This is a genomic window from Bacillus sp. FSL M8-0025, from assembly GCF_037975475.1.
Lineage (GTDB): Bacteria > Bacillota > Bacilli > Bacillales > Bacillaceae > Bacillus > Bacillus subtilis.
In genome coordinates this window covers 67,603-89,952 of sequence record NZ_CP150258.1, presented here as the reverse complement: position 1 = coordinate 89,952, position 22,350 = coordinate 67,603, and the positions used below count along the sequence as shown (strand labels likewise).

At 43.2% G+C, this 22,350-nt stretch carries 23 protein-coding genes and 2 tRNA genes; all 25 read right to left on the bottom strand.

All coding sequences use genetic code 11. From position 1 onward, the window contains the following. Positions 1-273: 273 nt before the first annotated feature. The 25 genes from lysS to yabP all read right to left on the bottom strand — a co-directional run bounded on the left by lysS (position 274) and on the right by yabP (position 22,285). Positions 274-1,773 carry a lysine--tRNA ligase gene (lysS, locus tag MKX38_RS00480; RefSeq protein ID WP_003226674.1) on the bottom strand — a complete coding sequence of 500 codons (1,500 nt, stop codon included), beginning with the start codon at positions 1,771-1,773 and terminating at the stop codon, positions 274-276. Positions 1,774-1,864: 91 nt separating this feature from the next. Further along, complete coding sequence (gene dusB / locus MKX38_RS00475) at positions 1,865-2,866, bottom strand: tRNA dihydrouridine synthase DusB (protein ID WP_014475588.1); 1,002 nt, start codon at positions 2,864-2,866, stop codon at positions 1,865-1,867. A 23-nt stretch (positions 2,867-2,889) separates the two neighbouring features. Continuing rightward, positions 2,890-3,099 (bottom strand): helix-turn-helix transcriptional regulator, encoded by a 210-nt coding sequence (locus tag MKX38_RS00470; RefSeq protein ID WP_003226678.1) that lies wholly within the window; start codon positions 3,097-3,099, stop codon positions 2,890-2,892. Next, complete coding sequence (gene folK, locus MKX38_RS00465; protein WP_339188300.1) at positions 3,051-3,554, bottom strand: 2-amino-4-hydroxy-6-hydroxymethyldihydropteridine diphosphokinase; 504 nt, start codon at positions 3,552-3,554, stop codon at positions 3,051-3,053. The genes MKX38_RS00470 and folK overlap by 49 nt, the downstream gene beginning before the upstream one ends. Beyond that, positions 3,551-3,913 carry a dihydroneopterin aldolase gene (folB, locus tag MKX38_RS00460; RefSeq protein ID WP_014478613.1) on the bottom strand — a complete coding sequence of 121 codons (363 nt, stop codon included), beginning with the start codon at positions 3,911-3,913 and terminating at the stop codon, positions 3,551-3,553. Before folB ends, folK begins: the two co-directional genes overlap by 4 nt. Beyond that, positions 3,906-4,763 carry a dihydropteroate synthase gene (folP, locus tag MKX38_RS00455; RefSeq protein ID WP_024571695.1) on the bottom strand — a complete coding sequence of 286 codons (858 nt, stop codon included), beginning with the start codon at positions 4,761-4,763 and terminating at the stop codon, positions 3,906-3,908. Before folP ends, folB begins: the two co-directional genes overlap by 8 nt. Next, complete coding sequence (pabC, locus tag MKX38_RS00450) at positions 4,745-5,626, bottom strand: aminodeoxychorismate lyase (protein WP_003226685.1); 882 nt, start codon at positions 5,624-5,626, stop codon at positions 4,745-4,747. Before pabC ends, folP begins: the two co-directional genes overlap by 19 nt. Then, complete coding sequence (gene pabA / locus MKX38_RS00445) at positions 5,626-6,210, bottom strand: aminodeoxychorismate/anthranilate synthase component II (RefSeq protein ID WP_015715111.1); 585 nt, start codon at positions 6,208-6,210, stop codon at positions 5,626-5,628. Before pabA ends, pabC begins: the two co-directional genes overlap by 1 nt. Positions 6,211-6,223: 13 nt before the next feature. Then, positions 6,224-7,636, bottom strand: coding sequence for an anthranilate synthase component I family protein (locus MKX38_RS00440; protein ID WP_044052656.1), 1,413 nt, complete (start codon positions 7,634-7,636; stop codon positions 6,224-6,226). Positions 7,637-7,803: 167 nt separating this feature from the next. Next, a complete protein-coding gene (gene cysK, locus MKX38_RS00435) occupies positions 7,804-8,730 on the bottom strand; it encodes a cysteine synthase A (protein WP_039076428.1) in 927 nt (308 codons plus the stop codon). Positions 8,731-8,805: 75 nt separating this feature from the next. Next, on the bottom strand, positions 8,806-9,699 hold the full coding sequence (locus tag MKX38_RS00430; protein ID WP_339188296.1) for a peptidyl-prolyl cis-trans isomerase: 894 nt from the start codon (positions 9,697-9,699) through the stop codon (positions 8,806-8,808). Between the two features lie 46 nt (positions 9,700-9,745). After that, positions 9,746-10,621, bottom strand: coding sequence for a redox-regulated molecular chaperone HslO (gene hslO / locus MKX38_RS00425; RefSeq protein ID WP_003226695.1), 876 nt, complete (start codon positions 10,619-10,621; stop codon positions 9,746-9,748). Positions 10,622-10,632: 11 nt separating this feature from the next. After that, positions 10,633-11,409: a type III pantothenate kinase gene (locus MKX38_RS00420; protein WP_010886388.1), complete on the bottom strand. Its 777-nt coding sequence runs from the start codon at positions 11,407-11,409 to the stop codon at positions 10,633-10,635. Between the two features lie 194 nt (positions 11,410-11,603). Beyond that, positions 11,604-13,517, bottom strand: coding sequence for an ATP-dependent zinc metalloprotease FtsH (gene ftsH, locus MKX38_RS00415; protein WP_003243881.1), 1,914 nt, complete (start codon positions 13,515-13,517; stop codon positions 11,604-11,606). A gap of 97 nt (positions 13,518-13,614) precedes the next feature. Beyond that, entirely contained in the window at positions 13,615-14,157 is a 543-nt protein-coding gene (gene hpt, locus MKX38_RS00410) for a hypoxanthine phosphoribosyltransferase (RefSeq protein WP_003226700.1), read from the bottom strand. Beyond that, positions 14,154-15,572 carry a tRNA lysidine(34) synthetase TilS gene (gene tilS / locus MKX38_RS00405; RefSeq protein WP_015253000.1) on the bottom strand — a complete coding sequence of 473 codons (1,419 nt, stop codon included), beginning with the start codon at positions 15,570-15,572 and terminating at the stop codon, positions 14,154-14,156. The genes hpt and tilS overlap by 4 nt, the downstream gene beginning before the upstream one ends. Positions 15,573-15,675: 103 nt before the next feature. Further along, on the bottom strand, positions 15,676-16,692 hold the full coding sequence (prkT, locus tag MKX38_RS00400; RefSeq protein WP_043858452.1) for a serine/threonine protein kinase PrkT: 1,017 nt from the start codon (positions 16,690-16,692) through the stop codon (positions 15,676-15,678). Then, positions 16,658-17,395 (bottom strand): VWA domain-containing protein, encoded by a 738-nt coding sequence (locus MKX38_RS00395; RefSeq protein ID WP_003243782.1) that lies wholly within the window; start codon positions 17,393-17,395, stop codon positions 16,658-16,660. Before MKX38_RS00395 ends, prkT begins: the two co-directional genes overlap by 35 nt. An 84-nt stretch (positions 17,396-17,479) precedes the next feature. Beyond that, positions 17,480-19,963 (bottom strand): stage II sporulation protein E, encoded by a 2,484-nt coding sequence (gene spoIIE / locus MKX38_RS00390; RefSeq protein WP_047181970.1) that lies wholly within the window; start codon positions 19,961-19,963, stop codon positions 17,480-17,482. A 199-nt stretch (positions 19,964-20,162) separates the two neighbouring features. Next, positions 20,163-20,234 (bottom strand) — tRNA-Glu (locus MKX38_RS00385). Between the two features lie 9 nt (positions 20,235-20,243). After that, positions 20,244-20,320, bottom strand: a tRNA-Met gene (locus MKX38_RS00380). A 168-nt stretch (positions 20,321-20,488) separates the two neighbouring features. Beyond that, the gene (locus MKX38_RS00375; protein WP_003218379.1) at positions 20,489-20,875 is read right to left on the bottom strand and encodes a S1 domain-containing RNA-binding protein; all 387 of its coding nucleotides are present in this window, start codon (positions 20,873-20,875) and stop codon (positions 20,489-20,491) included. An 80-nt stretch (positions 20,876-20,955) separates the two neighbouring features. After that, on the bottom strand, positions 20,956-21,333 hold the full coding sequence (divIC, locus tag MKX38_RS00370) for a cell division protein DivIC (RefSeq protein ID WP_003243211.1): 378 nt from the start codon (positions 21,331-21,333) through the stop codon (positions 20,956-20,958). Between the two features lie 17 nt (positions 21,334-21,350). After that, on the bottom strand, positions 21,351-21,986 hold the full coding sequence (gene yabQ, locus MKX38_RS00365) for a spore cortex biosynthesis protein YabQ (protein ID WP_003243260.1): 636 nt from the start codon (positions 21,984-21,986) through the stop codon (positions 21,351-21,353). Beyond that, the gene (gene yabP, locus MKX38_RS00360) at positions 21,983-22,285 is read right to left on the bottom strand and encodes a sporulation protein YabP (protein WP_003226714.1); all 303 of its coding nucleotides are present in this window, start codon (positions 22,283-22,285) and stop codon (positions 21,983-21,985) included. Before yabP ends, yabQ begins: the two co-directional genes overlap by 4 nt. Between the last annotated feature and the right edge of the window lie 65 nt (positions 22,286-22,350).

Below are 22,350 nucleotides of genomic sequence, written 5' to 3'. Positions count from 1 at the left end.
TTAAAAACTGAATTAACAGGTACGTTTTGTCTTGTTTAGTTTTCAAAGATCATTTTGTTCACTTCGTTCAAGCGACTTTATTATTATAACTCGTTGACTCAGTGAAGTCAATAACTTTTTTTGAAGTTCTTTTTTTCGTTATCGCCTTGTTTAGCGGCAACGAATAATAATATACCACCTAGTAAATAATAGTGCAATAGTTTTTTTGAAGAAATACTAAGGAATTTAAAAAGAGCGGCATCCTTTCCCTATGGAGGATACCGCTCTTCTTTATTAGCGTTGTCTCATTTGCGGGAATAACAGCACATCCCGAATAGAAGGGGCATTTGTCAGCAGCATAACCAGACGGTCGATACCGATGCCTAAACCTCCTGTTGGCGGCATACCGTATTCCAGAGCTTCAACAAAGTCTTCATCCATTAGATGAGCTTCATCATTACCGGCTTCACGCTCTTTTAATTGCGCTTCAAAGCGTTCTCTTTGATCAATAGGATCATTCAGCTCTGTAAATGCGTTGGCATGTTCACGGCCAACGATAAACAGCTCAAAACGGTCTGTAAAACGCGGGTCCTCAGGGTTTTTCTTAGCAAGAGGAGAAATTTCTACAGGATGCCCGTAAATAAACGTTGGCTGAATAAGCGTTTCTTCAATTTTTTGTTCGAAGAATTCGTTGATGATATGCCCTACTGTCATAGAATCTTTAATTTCTACACCATGTTCTTTTGCATATTCACGCGCCTGCTCAACAGTAACCTCTTCCCAGAAATCAACGCCAGTCGCTTCTTTGACTGCGTCAACCATATGGATTCTTTTCCACTCCGGTTTAAGGTCGATTTGCTCTTCCCCGTATTGAATCGTAGTTGTGCCAAGCACTTCTTGGGCGATATGAGCGACAAGGTTTTCAGTTAAGCTCATGATATCTTTATAGTCCGCATATGCTTCATATAACTCAATCATTGTAAATTCAGGGTTATGGCGTGTAGAGACACCTTCGTTACGGAAAACACGGCCGATTTCATATACTTTTTCTAAACCGCCGACAATTAGACGTTTTAGGTGCAGTTCGATAGCAATACGCATATAGAGTGGAATGTCTAACGCGTTGTGGTGAGTGATAAACGGACGTGCAGAAGCTCCCCCAGGAATGCTGTGCATTGTAGGTGTTTCTACTTCTAAGTATCCATGATCATCAAGGTATCTTCTCATAGCTTGAATGATCTTGCTTCGTGTAATGAACGTATGTTTGCTGTCTGGGTTTACGATAAGATCCAGATAGCGCTGACGGTAGCGCTGCTCAACGTCTTTTAAACCATGGTATTTGTCAGGAAGCGGACGAAGCGCTTTTGTCAGCAATTCAAAGGAAGTTGCTTTAACAGACAATTCGCCTACATTTGTTTTGAAGACTTTTCCGGTTACGCCGATAAGATCACCGAGGTCAGAAGACTTGAAGATTTCATATTGGTCGTCACCGACACTGTCTTTTCTTACGTAGATTTGGATTTGGCCTTCTAAATCCTGAAGATGGGCAAAGCCGGCTTTTCCTTTGCCGCGTTTTGTCATCATGCGGCCTGCGATTGTAACTTCAATCGCTTTTTCTTCTAACTCTTCTTTGGTTAGATCTTGATATGCCGAAATAACTTCTTGAGACTGATGAGTTCTTTCAAAACGTGCGCCGAATGGATCGATGCCGTTATCTCTCAGCTGATTCATTTTATCGCGTCTGACTTGCAGCTGATCATTCAATTCTTCATGGTTATGCTCTTCTTGACTCATTGTTATCACTCCATTACAGATATTGTTTCATGAAAAAAGCAGAAAAACTGCCAGCGTAAAACTAGCAGTGAGCAGCAAATAGAGGTGAGTATTATCCTACTTTTGCATTTTGAAGCTCTTTTGCCTCAACTTCAACCGTAAATGCATCTAAAAGCTGTACAAACTCTTCTCTCGTCTCGCAATGATTGATTTCATTACGAACGTTCGCATTGCCTTTCACGCCTTTCAGATACCATGCAGCGTGCTTTCTCATTTCTCTTACCGCTACGTTTTCACCTTTTAAGTCAATCAGGCGGTCAAGATGCAGTTTGCATACGGCCATTTTTTCGCGTACTTGCGGCTCTTCTTTTAATTCACCTGTTTCAAGATACTGAACCGTACGGTAAATCATCCACGGGTTGCCCAATGCAGCGCGTCCGATCATGACCCCGTCTACTCCTGTCTCATCGAGCATACGCTTAGCATCCTGCGGTGTCTTAACATCGCCGTTTCCGATAACCGGAATCGATACTGATTGTTTTACTTCTTTGATGATATCCCAGTTTGCCGTTCCTTCGTACATCTGCACTCTCGTACGGCCGTGAAGCGCCACTGCTTTACCGCCCGCACGTTCTACAGCCTGTGCATTTTTCACTGCGAAAATGTGGTCTTCATCCCAGCCCATTCTCATTTTCACTGTAACTGGCTTATTAACAGCATCCACTACTGCAGAAACCATTTCGTAAATCTTATCAGGATCGAGAAGCCATTTGGCTCCCGCATCGCATTTTGTAATCTTCGGCACGGGACATCCCATGTTAATATCAATGATATCAGCAGTTGTGTTTTGGTCTACAAACTTCGCCGCTTCCACAAGGGTTTCCTTTTTTCCTCCGAAAATTTGAAGGCTCAGTGGTTTCTCACGTTCATCAATATAAAGCATACCCATTGTTCTTGCATTGTTGTAAAGGATCGCTTTGTCACTGACCATTTCAGCGCATACCAATCCGGCTCCGAATTCCTTTACAGTCAATCTGAACGCAGAGTTGCAGACACCAGCCATAGGAGCGAGCACAACCCGGTTTTTCAATTGAATATCTCCGATTTTGAACAATTTTTCTCCTCCTTTCATTTGTTCTATTTTTCTGGCGGCGCCAATTCGTCCGCACTTATATTTAAAACATCTGCTGCATCTTGAATGATGGCAGCTGACGGCAATCGGTTTCCGCGTTCAATTTCGCCGAGAATAGAAACTGATATACCTAATGCTTTTGCAAATCCTTCTTGAGTATAACCTTTCAGCTTTCTGAATGCACGAATTCGTCTACCCCAGATTTCTGCTTCCATACTCTTACACCTTCTTGGTCTGTTTCGGCGCTTGTAGCCTCTTTTTCAACCTGCTGGCAAATTTCCGCAAGCGGCGCAAGGACAAACAAACGCTCATACATTCTCGGATGCGGAACAATTAGTTGCTCTGTTTCAATATTTTCACGATTAAATAACAAAATGTCAAGGTCTGCCGTCCGCGGCCCCCATCTTACTTCCCTTGTTCTGCCTAATTCATTTTCTATCTGCTGCGTCAGTTCAAGGAGTTCAAAAGGGTTCAATGATGTCTTGATTTCAACAGCCATATTCAGAAATTGAGCTTGATCTTCGTATCCGACCGGGTCAGTTTCGTAAATAGACGACACTTTAGTGACTGTCAACGCAGCATGCTGATGCAGTAAAGCCACTGCTTGCCTTAAATACGTTTCTCTATCTCCAATATTAGATCCAAGTGCAATATAAGCTATGTTGTTCATGACTTTTTTCTCGTAATTTCAATTGCTACTGATTTATAGTGTCCGGGAATTGGCGGGTCTGGCTTAATCACTTTCACCGTACATTGCTGAACAGGCTGAAATTTTTCGAGAACAGTGCCAGCAATACGTTCCGCCAGCGTTTCTACCAATTTTACAGGCTCCCCTTCCACGATATCTTTACATACGTGATAGAGCTCAGCATAGTTGATCGTTTGCTCAAGGTCGTCTGTTTGTCCAGCTTTGCTTAAATCCAGCTCAGCGGTTAAATCGACTTTAAACCGCTGGCCAAGTTTGTTTTCTTCTTTGAACACACCGTGATATCCGTAAAACTCCATACCTTCTACATAAACTTTATCCATGGTGCACCCCTCCCTTATTCAGCATCGCGTCCATCATTTTCGCCATTCTGGCAATTTGTTTTACATCATGGACCCTGACAATGTCACAGCCTTTTTGAATGCCGAGACACACAGTCGCGCCTGTGCCCTCAGCCCGCTCCTCAGGCGGAAGATCCAGAACACGTCCGATGAATCTTTTTCGGGAGGTTGCCAGAAGAACCGGATATCCCAGCCCGCTGAAAATCTCTAGTTTGTTCATCACTGCCAAGTTATCGTGATAGGTTTTCGCGAAACCGATACCGGGATCAAGAATAATGTTCTTCTCGTCTACTCCGGCCTCAACAGCAATTTTTACACTCTCCATTAAGTCCGTCAGCATATCCGGCAATAAGTCATTGTAGTTTCTTTCAGGGCGGTTATGCATGAGAACAATTGGAACATTATGTTCAGCTGCAACAGAAGCCATCTTCGGATCATGTTTGGCTCCCCAAATATCATTGATAATGGATGCGCCGGCTTTCACTGCTTCATCTGCGACAGAAGCCTTGTACGTATCTACAGAAATAGGAACACCAAGCTCTTTCGTAATCCGCTCAATCACCGGAATGACTCTGGACATCTCCTCATCCTCAGATACGCACTCAGCGCCAGGCCTTGTCGATTCCCCTCCGATATCAATGATATGGGCACCATCATCGATCATCTCTTTCGCGTGCAGCAGCGCCTTGTCCAAGCTGTCATATTTTCCACCGTCCGAGAAAGAGTCAGGCGTTACGTTTAAAATTCCCATCACCAGCGTCTTCTCTTTATATGATAAAGCGCTGGGCTTAGTGTGGATTACTTGTGTTTGATCTATTGTGTGCTGCGCCATGCTCTTCCTCCCTTTTCATACATCATGTTCTTTATTTCTTTTTTGTATAACAATTGAAGAGCGGAGGTTGCTTCTCCGCTTTGGCTTCCATAGTTTACTTCTTCTATTTTAGTAAACGGGATGATTTCAAGAACCGAGTTCGTCATCCACGCTTCGTCAGCTGTCAAGAGAGCTTCTAGCTCATATCGGCCCGTTTTGAGCTCCAGGCCGATATTCTTTGCATTTTCTATGATAAAACGTCTCGTGACGCCGTCCAGAATACCGGTATCAAGCGATGGCGTATAGATACAGCGACCTTTTCTCCAGAAGACATTAGATATGATACCCTCTGCAACAGCTCCATCCTCCGTTAAGAAAATTCCCTCGACACGCGGATCATTTCCAATTTCCCGTTTCGCATACATATTATTTAGATAATGATGAGATTTTAACCGGAACGATCCCTCTGGAGTGTTTCTCCGTATCGATAAAACCTTTCCTTCTTTTTGCAAAGGAAGACTTTCTGGTTTCAGCTGATTCACAAAGCATAAAACGGTCGGCTTATCGTACGTCTGGGCGACAAAGCCTTTATCGCTGATTCCCGCTGATATGTTCAGTCTGACGCGGGCATTACCATCCTTGATATCATTTAGCTTAAGCAGCTTGTCCAGCATCTCAAGGATCTCATGCTTTGAAACAGTATATTCGATTTGCAGATCCTTAAGCGCGCGTTCAAGCCTTTCTATATGCCAATCAAGCAAAAACGGGCAGCCTTCGTAGAGCCTGAAGGTTTCGAAAACACCGATCCCATATAAAAACCCATGGTCAAAAGGAGAAAGAACTGCATCTTTCTCCTCCATATACCGGCCGTTCACATATATCATCACGCAATAACTTCCTTGCGATATGTCTCAATAAAATTTCTGAGCATTTCTTTCCCAAAGGAGGTCATAATAGACTCTGGGTGAAATTGCACGCCCTCTATCGGGAGGTCATTGTGGCGAATAGCCATGATTTCTCCTTCTTTCGTTTGTGCTGTTACTGTAAAACAGTTTGGCAGCGTCTCAGGTTTTACGATCAGCGAGTGGTATCGCGTCGCAACAAGGGGGTTTTTCAACCCTTCAAAAATGGTTTTGCCGTCATGCTCGATATCCGAGGTTTTCCCGTGCATAAGCCGTTCTGCCCTAACAACGTCGCCACCGAACACTTGTGCGATGGACTGATGTCCGAGACATACACCGAAAATAGGAATTTTCCCTGCGAAATGTTTAATTGCTTCGAGGCTGATTCCCGCCTCATCAGGGCTACACGGTCCGGGAGATATCATCAGAAAGTCCGGAGACAGTTCTTCAATTTCTTCGATTGTGATGCTGTCATTGCGTTTCACAACCAGCTCTTCCCCAAGCTCGCCCAAATACTGTACCAAGTTGTACGTGAATGAATCGTAGTTATCAATCATTAAAATCATTTCTCCGCTCACCTCATCTAATTTTTGTCTCTTCTTTGCTCAGCTCTAATGCTCTTTGCATCGCAAAAGCTTTTTTGAATGATTCCTTGTATTCGTGCTTCGGAACAGAATCAATCACAACTCCTGCGCCGGACTGCATAAATGCCTGCCCTCCGGTTGCATAAATGGTTCGAATGACGATATTAAACTGCAGATCGTGATTATATCCAAACCATCCTATAGATCCAGTATAAAGCCCTCGGCGTGTCGGCTCAAGTTCTTCTATAATTTCCATCGTTCTTACTTTCGGTGCACCAGTAATGGTTCCTCCGGGAAACACAGCATGAATAATATCTACAGCATCATACCCATCCTGCAGTTCACCTTGGACATTAGACACAATGTGCATCACATGCGAGTATTTTTCAATTGCCATGAATTCATTTACGCGCACAGACCCGTAACGTGATACTCTTCCCAGATCATTTCGCTCAAGATCAACCAGCATGACATGTTCCGCGCGTTCTTTTTCATTGTGTATCAATTCGTTTGCAAGCGCCTCGTCTTCTTCATTTGTTTTCCCTCTGGAACGGGTGCCCGCAATCGGTCTTGTCTCTAATAGCTTGCCCTTTTTGCTGACAAGCAGTTCAGGCGATCCGCAAATGATTTGGAAATCAGGTGTTTCTAAATACGCCATATAAGGAGAAGGATTTACTTCTCTCAAGGTTTTGTAAATTTGATATGGGTGGGCAGACAGTGACTGTGACTGCCTTATTGATAGATTGACTTGAAACACATCTCCGCTGGCAATGTATTGTTTGATTTTCTCTACAGCTTGTGAGAACCCATCCTCGGTAAATGGCGCCGCGAAAGAACCATCTGTTTCAGGGTTCATCTCTCGCGAAGAGACAGCGGGAAGCTCAGTCAGCCACATCTGCTCTAACTCAGATAGCTTCACATCCGCTGTTTCCTGATCAGAACCATTAACATGAGTAATCAGCCATAGAGACTCTTCTTGATGGTCATAAACTGCTATATCATCAAAAACAAGAAAATAAATATCTGGTGTTTCTAGATCATCTAATGAGAGCATTTTAAAATTTTCAATGTACCGTGCGTAATCATAGCTGAGAAACCCGATTGCCCCGCCTTGAAAGTCAGGGAACTCATGATTCGTTTCTGTTTCCAGTGTTTTAAACCAGCTGTGGAAGGCCCGTAATGGATCACCTTCTTTAAACAGCATCTCATCACCATGCTTAATTGTAGTTATTCCGTCTTTTCCTTTCACAGTCGCAATTGGATCAAGACCGGCTATACTATATCTGCCGCCTCTTGCACTTTCGAGAAGTACATGATGTTTCCGGGATTGCGCAAGTTTCTCAAATTGTTGTAAGAATGAGTCTTTTTGAAAAGGTATTTTTTTGCCTGCCGGTCTGCGTTGTGCCATTTGTATCATTCCTCTATTTTCTTTTTTACTTGTTTTTAATTGTAAAGCAATGTTGTTAGTGAAAAAAGTGAATTTCTCTTCCAAGAATAACATTCGTCGCAGACATGGCATATTTGATGCACGAAATATAAAAAAACTCCCGGCGGGACCGGGAGTTTTGACTTTTTTTAATCGAATTGATACAGCGGCGTGCTTAGATAACGTTCGCCGTTACTTGGAATGACGGCCAATACTTTTTTGCCTTTTCCGAGTTTTTTTGCTACTTGAAGAGCAGCATAAATTGCCGCACCTGATGAGATGCCTCCGAGAATTCCTTCTTCACGTGCAGCTCTGCGGGCATATTCGAATGCTTCTTCATTCTTCACAGGGAAGATTTCATCATATACTTCAGTGTTTAAGATGTCCGGCACGAATCCAGCTCCGATTCCCTGAATTTTGTGGGGGCCTGGTTTTCCTCCTGAAAGCACTGGGGAATCTGACGGTTCAACAGCGTAAATCTTGATGGAAGGATATGCTTCCTTCAGCACTTCGCCCGCTCCCGTAATCGTTCCGCCCGTTCCGATTCCGGCTACAAATGCATCAAGCTGGTCATCACCGAATTGCTCAACGATTTCTTTACCAGTTGTTTGGCGGTGAATTTCTGGGTTAGAAGGGTTGTTAAACTGCTGCGGCACAAAGTATCCGTGCTTTTCAGCAAGCTCTTCAGCTTTCTTAATGGCACCTTTCATGCCTTCCGCACCAGGAGTCAGCACAAGTTCAGCACCGTATGCGCGAAGAAGGTTGCGGCGCTCCATGCTCATTGTATCAGGCATAACCAAAATGGCTTTTAATCCTTTAGCAGCAGCAACCATTGCAAGCCCGATTCCAGTATTTCCGCTTGTCGGTTCAATGATTGTATCACCGGCTTTTAATTTTCCTTCTTTTTCAGCCGCTTCAATCATGGCTAAACCGATACGGTCTTTTACACTGCTTCCAGGGTTCATGTATTCAAGTTTTAGATATACATCCGCACTGTTTTCATCTGCAAGGCGATTTAATTTAACGATTGGCGTATTCCCAATTAATTCAGTAATGGAGTTTGCTACACGTACCATTCTCGACACCTCAATTTCCGACTATTTGTATTGGTATTATGTATATAATCTATCAATTTCAAAATTTTTTGTCAATCACTTAGTACTTTTTTCCCCATAAAACCAAGATACATCGGCTTCTTTCCAAAGTGTCTTAACTGTCGCTTTATCGCCTAGCTGATCCATTGCGATTTGCCGTCTGATCTGGTCCTTTACTTCATCAAATGAGAACGTTCTTGCCTTTAGTTTTTCTTTCAGCTGGATAATGGCATATCCGTTGCTGACCTTTATTGGTTCCTGAGACCATTCATCCTCTTTGAGTGTTTTCGCCTCTTCAATGTATGCTGATGGAATGTTGTCTGATGCCTCTGTGACAAAACCTAAATCTCCGCCGTATGGTGATGTATATCTGTCAGTGGATCTTTCGGCAGCGACAGCTTCAAAGCTTGATCCGCCTTTCAGTTCTTTTAGGACTTCTCTCGCTTCTTCTTCATCTTTTACAACAATGTGCCGAATTCGATACGAATCATCAAACTGATATAGTTCCTTATTTTTATGATAGAATGATTCCAATTCTTTGTTTGAGATATCGATATCCCTTGTTAACAATTCCTCAAGGAGGACATTATAACGAATTTGGTCTTTCCACTCTTTCTCCGTCGTATGTTCATCTTCGTAAAAGGAATTATTGACCGCTTTAATCAGCAAAAACTCACGATCAACTTCGCTTTTGGATATTTTAAGGTTGTTCTTTTTAGCCAGCTGCTCAACAACTCGGACATTGATCATATCTTCAAGCGTTGACTTACCATACTGATCTTCCATTTCTTTCAGCCATTCTTCTCTTGTCACACTCTTGCCTCCGATAGTCGCAATAGACTCACCGGATGACGATGCGCCGGTTTGGGATTTCGTCAGCGTATATGCAACAGCAATACAGCAAACCAACAGCGCCCCTAAAATAATGGTCCAGATTGTTCTTGATTTCAAACCTGCTTTCAGCCCCTTTTCTCAAATTAAAAACCCGCTAAAGAGCTTAGCGGGTAGTTTGGTCACGAAGCCCTTCCAGCTCTTCTTTTGTAAATAAGTACTTTTCATTACAAAAATGGCATACTGCTTCGGCTTGTCCATCTTCTTCTATCATATCTTGAATTTCTTTTTTGCCTAGTCCTAAAATGGCTGTTTCGAACCGTTCTTTTGAACAAGGGCAATGGAATCTGACAGGCATCGTTTCCAAAATCTCAGGTTTCTCGCCTAGGACTTCTTCTAAAATTTCTTCTGGTGTCAGCCCTTTTTGGATGAGCTTAGAAATCGGCTCTACTTGAGATAGACGCTGTTCAATTTTTGTGATTGTTTCATCATCTGTTCCCGGCATCAGCTGAATAATAAAGCCCCCTGCCGCAAGAATGGTATTGTCAGGATTTACGAGCACACCTACGCCCACTGATGAAGGAACCTGCTCAGATGACACAAGATAGTAAGTAAAATCATCTCCTAATTCTCCTGAAACGATTTCTACTTGTCCTGTGAAGAACTCGCGCAAACCTAAATCTTTTACGACACTTAACGTTCCGTTTGTTCCAACCGCACGTCTGACATCAAGCTTACCTTGTTCATTTAAATCAAAATGAACTTGCGGGTTAGAGACATAGGCTCTGACTTCTCCTTTGGCATTGGCATCAGCTACAATAGCTCCGATCGGACCTCCGCCCTCGATTTTCACGGTCAGCTTATCATCGCCCTTCAGCATAGCGCCGAGCATAAGTGAAGCTGTCATTGTACGGCCCAGTGCAGCGGATGCTGTCGGCCACGTACCATGGCGTCTTTGTCCCTCATTTACCATATCAGTCGTTCTCGCAGCATAAGCCCGAACTTTTCCGTCATACGCAAGTGCTTTTACTAAATAATCCATTACTAAACCTCCTATACACTTCCTACGCGGTTTCTTTCATAAATCAATTCCAGCCCTTTTAGGGTTAAGAATGGATCAACGATGTCTATACAATCTGATTCGTTCGCAATGAGCGGCGCTAGGCCTCCTGTCGCAATGACCTTTGGTTCCTGTTTTGCCTGCCATTTCATTCGCTTAACGATTCCTTCCACTTGGCCGACATAGCCAAATAAAATCCCAGATTGCATCGCGCTAACAGTGTTTTTTCCGATAATATTGTCGGGCCGGGTGATTTCGATACGCGGAAGCTTTGCTGCACGCGAGTAAAGCGCCTCTGTCGAAATTGTAATCCCAGGGGCAATCGCCCCGCCCATGTATTGTTTGTTTTCATCAATATAGCAGTACGTTGTGGCGGTTCCGAAATCGACAACAATTAATGGATTGCCGTACAAGTGTATCGCAGCGACAGCATTTACGATTCTGTCTGCCCCTACTTCTTTCGGATTGTCATATTTTATATTTAAACCGGTTTTCATACCTGGACCAACAATTTGAGGCTCGATATGAAAGTATTTTGTGCACATTCTTTCTAACGCAAACATGATTGGCGGCACTACTGACGAAATAATAATGCCATCTATCTGTTCAAACATAAGCCCGGAGTGATCAAATAAGGAGCGCAAAATCATCCCAAACTCATCTTCTGTTTTATGCCTGCTTGTTTCTATACGCCAGTGATATTCTAATTTTCCATCATGATATACACCAAGTACAGTATTGGTGTTCCCCACATCGATAACCAGTAACAACCTCTATCACCACTTTTGAATAGTTTCTCTACTTTACTTTTTACAAACATTCTACAATACCATACACGATCAGCGGCTCATTTGTAAACAAATCGATACCAGAATTGGATGATTGTAAAAGCCGCAGCTGAGCCAATCATTTACATAAAAAAACTGCCAGCGTCAGCCGGCAGTTTTTTTAGAAAGAAAGCGAATTACTCTTTCGTATCGTCTTTCTTTTCTTCTGTTTTTGTCAGAATGTTTACTTTCACATCATCGTTCTTTTCATCATCTGAGAAATTACGCTCAGGTAATGTTCCATGATCGATAAGGTGTTTGATTTGTTCAGCGTCAAGCGTTTCAACTTTCAGAAGCGTTTGGGCAATCAATTCAAGCTTGTCACGATTTTCAGTCAGGATTTGTTTCGCACGCTCATAACATTCTTTGATGATGCGCTGAATTTCCTGATCAATTTCGTAAGCGATTTGATCACTGTAGTTCTGTTCGTTGTTGAAATCACGGCCTAAGAATACCTGACCGCCCTGAGACTGTCCAAATTGCAACGGTCCCAGTTTTTCTGACATACCGAATTCTGTAACCATTCGTCTTGCAATATTCGTCGCACGCTGGAAGTCATTGTGCGCCCCTGTGCTGACTTCACCGAAGATAATCTCTTCAGCAACACGTCCGCCCAAGAGGCCGACAATTTTATCAAGCAGCTCCGGCTTTGTTTGGAAATAACGGTCTTCTCTTGGCAGCATAACAGCATAACCGCCAGCCTGGCCCCGAGGAACAATCGTTACTTTATGAACCATATCTGCCTCATCTAAAACGAGACCGATAACGGTGTGTCCGCCTTCGTGATAAGCCACGATATTGCGTTCTTTCTTGGAGATAACGCGGCTCTTCTTAGCGGGTCCGGCAATTACACGGTCCGTCGCTTCGTCAATATCACGCGCATCGATTTTTTTCTTGTTTTGACGAGCCGCTACAAGCGCAGCTTCATTCAAGAGGTTTTCTAAGTCAGCGCCTGAGAAGCCTGGTGTTCTCATGGCAATTGATTTTAGGTTAACCGTTTCATCCAGCGGTTTGTTTCTCGCATGGACTTTCAATACAGCTTCACGGCCAATGACATCTGGGCGGTCCACTGTGATTTGACGGTCAAAACGTCCCGGACGAAGTAAGGCTGGGTCCAAGATGTCCGCACGGTTCGTCGCAGCAATGATGATAATTCCTTCATTAGCGCTGAATCCGTCCATTTCAACAAGCAATTGGTTTAGCGTCTGTTCACGTTCATCGTGTCCACCGCCGAGACCAGCGCCACGCTGGCGTCCGACTGCGTCAATTTCATCAATGAAGATCAAACAAGGCGCATTCTTTTTCGCATTTTCAAACAAGTCACGCACACGGGAAGCACCGACCCCTACAAACATTTCAACGAAATCAGATCCGCTGATGCTGAAGAAAGGTACGCCGGCTTCTCCTGCACAAGCCTTGGCAAGCAATGTTTTACCGGTACCCGGAGGTCCGACTAAAAGCACGCCTTTCGGTATTCTGGCGCCGAGCTCGGCAAACTTGCGGGGATCTTTCAGAAACTCAACAACTTCAACAAGTTCTTGCTTTTCTTCGTCAGCCCCTGCAACGTCTTTAAATTTGACGCGTTTCTTTTCCTCTGTATACAGCTTCGCTTTACTCTTGCCAAAGTTCATGACACGGCTGCCGCCGCCTTGAGCCTGATTGAGCAGGAAGAAAAACAGAATAAAGATAATGACAAATGGGATGATGGTCGTCAGGAACGTCACCCATCCGCTTGTTTCTTGCGCGGGCTCAACCTTTACGTCTGTCTTTTTCAAAGCGTTAAATATCTGGTCTGCTCCCTTTCCTTCAGGAACATGAGTCAAAAAGTATTGATCTTTGTCGTAGTTTTTCAGCTGCCCTTTTACCTCATAAACACCTCTGACAGGCTGAACCGATACGCTATCAACTTTCCCGTCATCCAGGTTTTTGATGAACGTACTGTACGACATATTTTCTGTTTTCGGATTTGAGGTCTGGAAGTAGCTCACAACCCCGATTACTACTAATAAAATAAGTAAATAAAAAATGGTATTACGGAAGACCCGATTCATTCCTTACCTCCTCCCACAGTAAGCACAACTATGTTCAATAGTACCATAGAAAATCATTCCAATACAAACAATAACCATCTCGGAAGCAGGCTGCCGATCAGCTTTCATAAACTGCCGGTTTTAACACTCCGATATAAGGCAGATTGCGATAGCGCTCAGCATAATCAAGTCCGTAACCCACTACAAACGCGTCAGGAACTTCAAAACCGACAAAGTCTGCTTTGATGTCCGCTTTTCTTCCGCTCGGTTTATCCAAAAGGGTAACAATCTTAATTGATTTTGCTTTACGGTATCGGAAGAGCTCTACGAGATAACTTAAGGTTAACCCACTGTCGATGATATCTTCAATAATTAAGATGTCCCGGCCCTCTACAGATGTATCCAAATCTTTAATGATTTTTACTTCTCCAGAAGAAACCGTAGAATTTCCGTAGCTTGATACATCCATGAAATCCATTTCCAAATATGTATCAATATGCTTGATAAGATCCGCCATAAAAGGAAGTGCTCCTTTTAACACACCGATTGCCAACGGAAATGTATCTTGATACTCGCTCGTTAATTCTGCACCTAACTCTTTTACTTTCTTTTGTATCTCTTCCTCTGAGATCAGTACTTTCTCGATATCATGTTTCATCATGATTTTGCTTGCCCCCTACACTTTTCATGCTGTCTATATTGTAATACAATGCGGTCACTGTTTGGAATCACAAGATCTTCAAAAATTGATTTTTTCAAGCCAGGTATCCAGATAATTTCACCGCTTGCGTCCGTCACAATCGGCCAGTTGTCTCTTTCTTGGAGAGGCAATTTCTTATCAATAAATATATCCTTTACCTTTTTTGAGCCGTTCATCCCTTTTAGTTTGATCCGGTCTCCAGCTTTTCTCGTCCGGATTGTTAAGGGAAATCGCACCTTTTTTTCACTTGTGATAAAAACAGCATTCCCATGTTCTTCAGGCGAGTCCGCATAATGCCTTGCCTCTATCAGATATCCATTAGGGAGCACTGCCGTTTCATCAGCAGCTCCGCTAATTTGGTATTCAAAGGGAACATTTTTGCACTGCCATTGTTCAAATGTAAACAAACATGTCTGATATGATTTGACCACCTTCAGCCCTTTCGGAAAGTCCAGTACTCCTGAAGGACCGCCATTTTCCGCCCAATCGAGAAACTGCTGAATGTGATGGGCTGAAAAGGATGATGGAACGTTTTCATAAAGATAGTTTAATATTAGTTGAACTCCTCTTCTTTGTAAAGGCATCGGGAGGGCAAGCAATTGAGAGGAATTGATTTCAACTGATGTATTAGACTGGCTTGTGATTACTTTATTCATTTCATCTTTCGTTAATGACTGTAAGAATTGCTCATCTTCCGTCAGTGCTTCACTCACTTTCTGAAACCTTTTATGCACATCCGGAGATTCCTGCTTCAAAAACGGGAGCACTGTTTTTCTGAATCTGTTTCTTGTGTAGTCATCTTTGGCGTTGCTTTCATCCGTCCGGTAGCTCAAGCCGTTTTCACGGCAATAGTGAAGGATCTCTTCCTTTGTAATGGTTAAGAACGGCCTGATGATCCGCCCCGTGCCAAAACGTCTAACCGGCTGCATTCCCGCAAGTCCCGTTCCAAGCGTACCCTTAGCCAGTTTCATAAGCATTGTTTCAACCTGATCATCACCATGATGCGCAAGAGCTAGATAGTCCGCTTGGTGCTTCGACATGATTTCCTCAAAAAACTGGTAGCGGCAATCGCGTGCTGCAGCCTGCTTATTGAGTCCTTTTTCCTGTGCATATGCGGTTACATTGATTTGAGCCGTTTCGCACACGAGCTGTTCAGCTTTACAATAAGCTTGGACAAAACGCATGTCCTCCTCGGATTCCGCACCTCTGAACCGATGGTCAACGTGAGCTGCAATAACATTCGCTGAACGGCCGCATAACGTATGCAACGCGTGAAGAAGAGCCATTGAGTCCGGACCGCCGGAAACGCCTACAATGATTGTCGCCCCTTTTAACGTAAGATTGTGTTTGTTTAAAAAATCTTTGACACTTTTCACAATGTCCTCCTCACAATGAGCAGGTATTTTAAAGATATTCATATCCTAACACTTTCAACCCCTCCAAGCAAAGAAGAAGCATAGGCTCTGCAGTTTGCACCATTCAGATTAAGAAAAAGATAATATAGGCGAAATAAAGCGCTAAAACACTGATCACGATCAGCGTTGTTTCAAATAACCCCCCCGACTTAGCCGGTTTCTGTTTTGGGGTATATCGCGTCTTCGTTATTTTTCCTTGGCGCGGTTTTTGCTGTCTTTGTCGTGTGGCAGGCTGCGGTGATGCTTTTATAGGCTGTTTTCTTTGTGCTGCTTTTTGCCCCGCGTCTAGCATATCCTTTTTCATTTCATCTGCGGATTGATAATCTCCGTTCAAGGCTGAAAAAAGCACTTTTTTATACTTTTGAAGCAGCGGGTTTCCTTCGATGAGAGACCTAAGCTGTTCTTTGGGCTGGCTCGTTTTCTTAAATTCTTTTTTATGCACACTGTTGATCATAATCATGGCAACTGCGAACAGATCATAGGATGGCTCTGCCTTCCTTGTTCCATACCCCCAATAGCCTCTGTCATAAAACTCCGTATACTCTTTTATCGCCCGGCCTTCCTTTGTCGTGCCGCCCACATCAATGCAGCGGATCCTTGCGGGCGGACCAGTTACGATCAGATTATCAGGTTTAAGATCGCCGAATATCCATCCTTGCTGGTGAAGCACCGATAAGCTGGATAACAGCTGAATCATTAATACAGGTATCCACTCTGCTCCTTTATCACTGACATACTTCAAAAGCAGCGGCCCTTTTATGTATTCCATTGCATAAAATGAAACTTTCGTATTGGTACCGGGAATATAAGCATCATCCGTATCAAAAAAAGAAGGCCCCATCGTAACGGACTGGGCCTTTGAGAAAGATTTCAAGACATTCACTTCAGAAGTAATAGACAGGCTGTCATCACTCACCTTTAAGGCAACATGTCCATCTGATGCTTCTGCCAAATACACAATTCCATTGGCCCCTTTACCAAGCTGTTTACGCAATGTATAAGTGTTTCCATTCCACTTGCCTTTGATTGTCGTACCCGGCTTGAGGCTACATGCCAAACTCGTCAAAGCGTCGTTCATCATCTGCCAGCATGCCCCTTCTTGAGCGTATTTTTTCAAACTGCAGTGTCGCTTCACGAATCGCCGGACCTGTCGGCGTGATGCCGCCTGTCGAAAGCTTTGCAAAGAGTGTGGAAAGAGATTGCAGCTTCGGTGTCCAGTTCAGCACAAGCTCGACCTCTTGTTTTTTCCCGGGAAATATACACATCGCAAATTCGTTATTCCCAATTCGGGAATTGAGGCTTACAGACAAATCAATCAGGGCCTCTTTTACTGTTGGAAGCTTTGGCGCCATACTTGCACTTGTATCAACAAGAACCAAAACCTGAAGATGCACCGTTTCTCCAAGCTCGTCTACCACTTCCATGACTTCGCCGCGTTTTTCCGGAGAAAGCTCTTCCATTTCCACATTCTTTCCGAGAATCTGTTTCAGTTCTTGATTGACTACACCTTGTAAGGTTTGCGTCATCGCTTTCTTTGTTACCATTTGAACAGTTTGTGAAAGCTGAGATGCATAAACGACTTGGTGCACGCCTCCTCCGGCAAGTGCAATCCCTTCGACTTCCTTCATTGCCTCAGGGTCAATTTGATTTTCTTCCATTATACCAATGACATTTACCGTAATCCCCTGCTCTTTAGCAAAAGCAGCCATTGCAAGCGGGTCTTCCCCATGGTTTGAGCAGCCATCCGTTATCAGCAAAATTTGATTTAAATGTCCGTTGTTCACATTCATTCCTCCTGGAGAATACGAGGATTCTCAGATTCATATATTCCCATCTTCGCCAGAAGAAATTTGATTTATACGGAAGCGTTATGAAATTTCTTGTTTGTTTTGAAAGATTGCCGGAACAGGAATGGATGCCCACTTCGGTGTATTGTGATCAATCCGGACGACAACAACAGTCATATCGTCCTCAATTTGGCCGGATCTTGTGCGGATGACTTCTTCCATAAGCAAATCGGCAATCTCCTGCGGGTCATTTGTTTTCAACCCTTTCATTTTACGCTTCATCCATAAGTCGTGATTTTCCACATGCTTAGGCCCCTCAAAAATGCCATCACTCATCATAATTAAGAGGTCACCCGCTTTCAGCTGTTCACTCACAACCTCCACATCAAATTCATTAATAATACCGATTGGCAGATTGCTCGCTTGAACTTTCATGACCTGGTCACCCCGTTTGATAAAGCTAGGCGTCGATCCAACCTTCAAAAATTTACAGCTGGCATCTTGAAGATCGATAATAGATAGGTCAAGCGTGGAATATATTTCGTCAGTTGTCCTTAGAGACAGTATGCTGTTGATCGTTTTAATTGCTATTTTTTCATCAATTCCCGATTCAAGGATTTTTTCAAGAAGCTTGATCGTTTCATTGCTTTCAAAGTGCGCTCTTGCGCCATTGCCCATTCCGTCACTGATTGCTGCAGCATATTTTCTGGCTCCAAGCTCCATCATGCTGTAGCTGTCGCCGGAGACAAGGCCGCCGCCCTTCGCAGCGTGAGCAGCTCCCGTGGACACCCTGTATGATTTTGTTGATCCAAAGGCAACATGGCTGTATCCATTCGGATGCGGAGAGTGCTGTTCGGCTTTCACAAGAATTTGTTCTTCCAGAATGTCAGACAGCATAGGAGCAATGATTTTTTCACTTTCTCCATGTCCGCTGAACGGAATGGTCATTTCAATATCGATATTTCCTTGTTCAAGACTATAGATCTCGACATGCTGAATCTCAATTCCGAAATGCTGAAGCGCTTCTATGATTTGCTCTTCCTGCAGAAAGTGCTGTTCTCGCTCTCTTTTTATTTCCCGAGAAAAGTCGGCCATAACCTCAGAAACACCTAAAAGCTGTTCAGCAACAAGGCGCCTGCTGTCTTGGACTTTTTTCTTGAGTGTCAAATGGGCATGATGATGTGCGAGCTCATCCTCAATCAGCTCTTCAACCTGCTTGGATTTAGAACAATGCTGTTGAAACTCTTTTTTCAGCCTTCGGTTTGATGCATATTCTTTTTCCTCTGTTTCAAGCATAACTTGTTTCATTAAATCATATGTTTTATCAAAGTTCTGTACCCAGCACCTGTTTTTCTTGTAGCACGTCTGACAGGAATGCTCCGTGATTTTGCTTAAGAACAGATCAACTTCGCTGTCATCTGTCTGTTCGTCTGACGCTTGGTAAAAGGTTGCAAAGCTTTCAGACAGCGCGTGAAATACATTGGAGAACTGGTCTACCTTCTGAGCAGTGACATCACGGATTTTTCTAGCGTATTGCTGTTGCTCTTGAAGATGCTCGACAGTTCCCGGAATATATCTCGCCACTTTCCTTGTAATAGATTGAGGTGTGAGCAAAAACAGGCCGACTGCGATTAATGACTCATAGAGCGTTGTCATCAGACCGGCAGAGCCTTCACCATATAAAGATATAAGAAGTGAACCAACGATAAGACCGATTGCTGCACCTGCTTTTTTCCCTTCCTTCAGCAAACCGCCCAATAAACCGGAAAAAGCAAGCAGACTCATTTGATATAGGTTTCCGATATTCGCCAAGCCAAGAATCAGGCCGGTCACAACACCAACCGTACAGCCGATGCTTGCTCCGCCAATAAAGGAAAAACTCAACACAACATAACGAGCCAATATATGTTCTGCCTGCATCCCTTGGTAGGACAAGCCAGCCAGCCCCGTTAAAACAGAGGCAATAAGAATCATAAAGCAAATGATTTCCTCTATTTTTAATGATTGTTTCACTTTTTTCACAGTAAAAATCGGAAGGCTCTGAAGGAAAATCAGTGTTAAGATAAACGATAGTCCAGCCTCAACGATAGCCATTACATAATCATAGGTTGTAAATACGCCATTTTGGGCATAAACAAACCCGGCTCTTGCTGCAGCCATGGAGAAGAACACGACAATCGGGAGTGCTTTTACACGATCGTCGGTAATAAAGGCAGCCACTTTAGAAAATACGAAGAATGCCAGCAATGCCGCCAGTATGAGCAATGAGTGCTTTGGAGATATGGTCAGCGCACCTGCAAGCACAGCCAAAACCGCATAAAACGCTTTGTCTCTTCTGATGAGAAGCATCGCTCCAAAGAAAGGAAGTGCGAAAGGAAGCACCTCGGATAATATGAAAGCCCGTCCAAGCAAAAATCCGATGACAACATAAATGAATCCTTTATAGAAAAACAGTGAATGCAAATGATGAGTCACCAGCTTCGTGCCCCTGTTAAAAAACGATTGGAGTTTTTCCAAAGCTTGTCCCGCCATTGGCCCGTTCACTCTTCTTTCTGCTTTTTCCATTCCTCTCATCTCCCACCTGTTATATTCGTTGCCTGTCATTATAGCGAAAGCACAGATAGGATTTTGTCAAAAGAAGGTAACAATACCAAAGAAATCTTCGACGGTTTCTGCCTTGATATTCGTTTATGAAAAGAATTTCCGGAATGTTGTCTAAAAATGAAAAAAATCGGCTTCTGCAAGAGAAACCGATTTTTTAGGATGACCCGTACGGGATTCGAACCCGTGTTACCGCCGTGAAAGGGCGGTGTCTTAACCGCTTGACCAACGGGCCAAACAAATATGGTAGCGGCGGAGGGGATCGAACCCCCGACCTCACGGGTATGAACCGTACGCTCTAGCCAGCTGAGCTACACCGCCATATTGTTTTGTGCTTCTAAGCACAAGTTATATAATACAAAGGTTTGTCTCTTTCGTCAACAGAAACTTTAATGTTGTAATTTTCTGACTCTTAAAGAGAATGAGGATAATAAAAAAGCATCCGTCGGGATGAACGGATGCTTCATTTATTTTATAGAAAGCAGCAAGTTATCCTCTTCTTGCTCCGCGCCCTCCACGTTTTGATTCCGTATTGCGTTTTAAAGATGACAAGCGATCTTCGCTGTCTTTTAAAAACTTATTCATTTTCTGTTCAAAAGATTCTTTCGGACGGAAATCATTTCTAGGTCTGGCTTGCGGACGGTCTTTAGCTTTTTTAATAGATAAACCAATTTTCCCGTCTTTTTCAACGTTGATGACTTTCACTTCAACTTGGTCGCCGACTTTTAAGTGGTCGTTAATGTCTTTGACATAATTATCAGCTACCTCACTAATGTGAACGAGACCGGTTGAGCCTCCAGGCAATTCAACAAATGCTCCAAAATTTGTAATACCTGTAATTTTCCCTTGCAACTTGCTGCCAACTTCAATCGACATAAAAAAAGTGCTCCTCCTTAGGCTTATAAAAAGATCGTTTGCTTAATTATACCTAAATAAAAATTTAAGTGTCAACAAGGCTACTTGCTCTTCTTCTCCACATTGAAGATAATTTCTCCGTCTCCAGACATGAATAAGTCCCTTCTGGCAAGCTCTGTGACGTAATCCTCATCCTTCAATTTGGATATTTCTTCTTTTAAATCCGTTTGTTTTGTCTTTAAACTTTTCAGTTCTTTTTCAAGCTGTTCTTTCTTTTCTTCTTTTGCACTAAGGGAAGATGTTTGGGACCATACAGAGCTTGCCAGCACAATTGCCGTCAGGAATACTAGGGCGCCGAATACAGTTAACCGTCTGTACAGCCCTTTGCGTCTTCGTTTCTTCAGCTGATTTTGCCGTTCTACTTGTTCTTTATAGTCGTTTTGTATTTCAGTTATCGTTCGTTCCCTGGAAAAATTCAAACCAGACGGTCCTCCTTTCATCTCTTCAAAAACCGTGTGATGGTCGTTCTTATGGTTATCAATAGTTTCTTCTTCTTTTTGAGAAATCCTGCACCTTTTTCAAAATAACGTCTAAAAGTTAGACGCATTTTCACAGGAAGAAGTTTCAAACATTGTTTCGCGATAAAACGGATCGGAAAACACAGAACCATGACTATTTTATATAGACACAGCAGGAGAAAACCTATCAGGCTGTATGTTTTCTTGAATAAAAATGCCGCCAGCCAGATGATCGCTCCGCATGTCCACACAATAGGACGAAATAACACGTGCTGAATGAGTTTTTTGAAGAATTGATAAACAGAAACAACAAGGTAAATGACGAATTTCAGTATTTTTATATAGATTCGTTTGCAAAGGCTCTGATACGTCGCAACGCCCAGCAGAACCGCTAAAAAGATGTAAATCCTGAATTCTCCCTCATTTACATGAAGCAAGACATAAAAGAAAAGCAGCCCTTGCATAATCCAGAAAAGAATATCATGAATAAATAATAGCCATCTGGCTGTTTTGGCACGAATGACAAAGAGCCGGTATGTATCAAGCGAAGCACCAAGCCAGAGACCCATACCGGACATCGCCAGCATTGTATAGAATTGTGTCGTCAGCGTCATTTAAACAACTTGCTAAAAAACCCTTTAGCTTTATCCCCTTGTTGTTCGTCTAAGTACACTAAATCAAATACCCTGCCTTTAATCGAAACAATCCCTTTTTCCACATCAAGATTTTTCATCTGCAGGTTTTGGCCTCTGACGGAGAGCATTCCCATCACCGTTTCCAGCAGGAATTCTTCGTTATCAAAACTCTCCACATGCTTAACCCCAGAAATATCTAAATGCTTCCGGCCTTTCATTGTCACATCATGCTGTTCCGGAACAGACGAAGAACCTTTTTGATCATAATATGAATTCATCTATTCAGCCCCCATATCCTCGATACTTTTAGCATTATTACTGCATTGTATGAGGTAGGGGATTT

Excerpts from the sequence above, each read along its gene's own strand:
- yabP (WP_003226714.1), bottom strand. The coding sequence starts at position 22,285 with ATGAATTCATATTATGATCAAAAAGGTTCTTCGTCTGTTCCGGAACAG.
- pabC (WP_003226685.1), bottom strand. The coding sequence starts at position 5,626 with ATGATATATGTGAACGGCCGGTATATGGAGGAGAAAGATGCAGTTCTT.
- yabQ (WP_003243260.1), bottom strand. The coding sequence starts at position 21,986 with ATGACGCTGACGACACAATTCTATACAATGCTGGCGATGTCCGGTATG.
- ftsH (WP_003243881.1), bottom strand. The coding sequence starts at position 13,517 with ATGAATCGGGTCTTCCGTAATACCATTTTTTATTTACTTATTTTATTA.
- lysS (WP_003226674.1), bottom strand. The coding sequence starts at position 1,773 with ATGAGTCAAGAAGAGCATAACCATGAAGAATTGAATGATCAGCTGCAA.
- MKX38_RS00375 (WP_003218379.1), bottom strand. The coding sequence starts at position 20,875 with ATGTCGATTGAAGTTGGCAGCAAGTTGCAAGGGAAAATTACAGGTATT.
- folK (WP_339188300.1), bottom strand. The coding sequence starts at position 3,554 with ATGAACAACATAGCTTATATTGCACTTGGATCTAATATTGGAGATAGA.
- folP (WP_024571695.1), bottom strand. The coding sequence starts at position 4,763 with ATGGCGCAGCACACAATAGATCAAACACAAGTAATCCACACTAAGCCC.
- hpt (WP_003226700.1), bottom strand. The coding sequence starts at position 14,157 with ATGATGAAACATGATATCGAGAAAGTACTGATCTCAGAGGAAGAGATA.
- folB (WP_014478613.1), bottom strand. The coding sequence starts at position 3,913 with ATGGATAAAGTTTATGTAGAAGGTATGGAGTTTTACGGATATCACGGT.
- pabA (WP_015715111.1), bottom strand. The coding sequence starts at position 6,210 with ATGATTTTAATGATTGATAACTACGATTCATTCACGTACAACTTGGTA.
- prkT (WP_043858452.1), bottom strand. The coding sequence starts at position 16,692 with ATGATGAACGACGCTTTGACGAGTTTGGCATGTAGCCTCAAGCCGGGT.
- MKX38_RS00440 (WP_044052656.1), bottom strand. The coding sequence starts at position 7,636 with ATGGCACAACGCAGACCGGCAGGCAAAAAAATACCTTTTCAAAAAGAC.
- MKX38_RS00470 (WP_003226678.1), bottom strand. The coding sequence starts at position 3,099 with ATGGAAGCAGAAATCTGGGGTAGACGAATTCGTGCATTCAGAAAGCTG.
- hslO (WP_003226695.1), bottom strand. The coding sequence starts at position 10,621 with ATGGATTATTTAGTAAAAGCACTTGCGTATGACGGAAAAGTTCGGGCT.
- cysK (WP_039076428.1), bottom strand. The coding sequence starts at position 8,730 with ATGGTACGTGTAGCAAACTCCATTACTGAATTAATTGGGAATACGCCA.
- spoIIE (WP_047181970.1), bottom strand. The coding sequence starts at position 19,963 with ATGGAAAAAGCAGAAAGAAGAGTGAACGGGCCAATGGCGGGACAAGCT.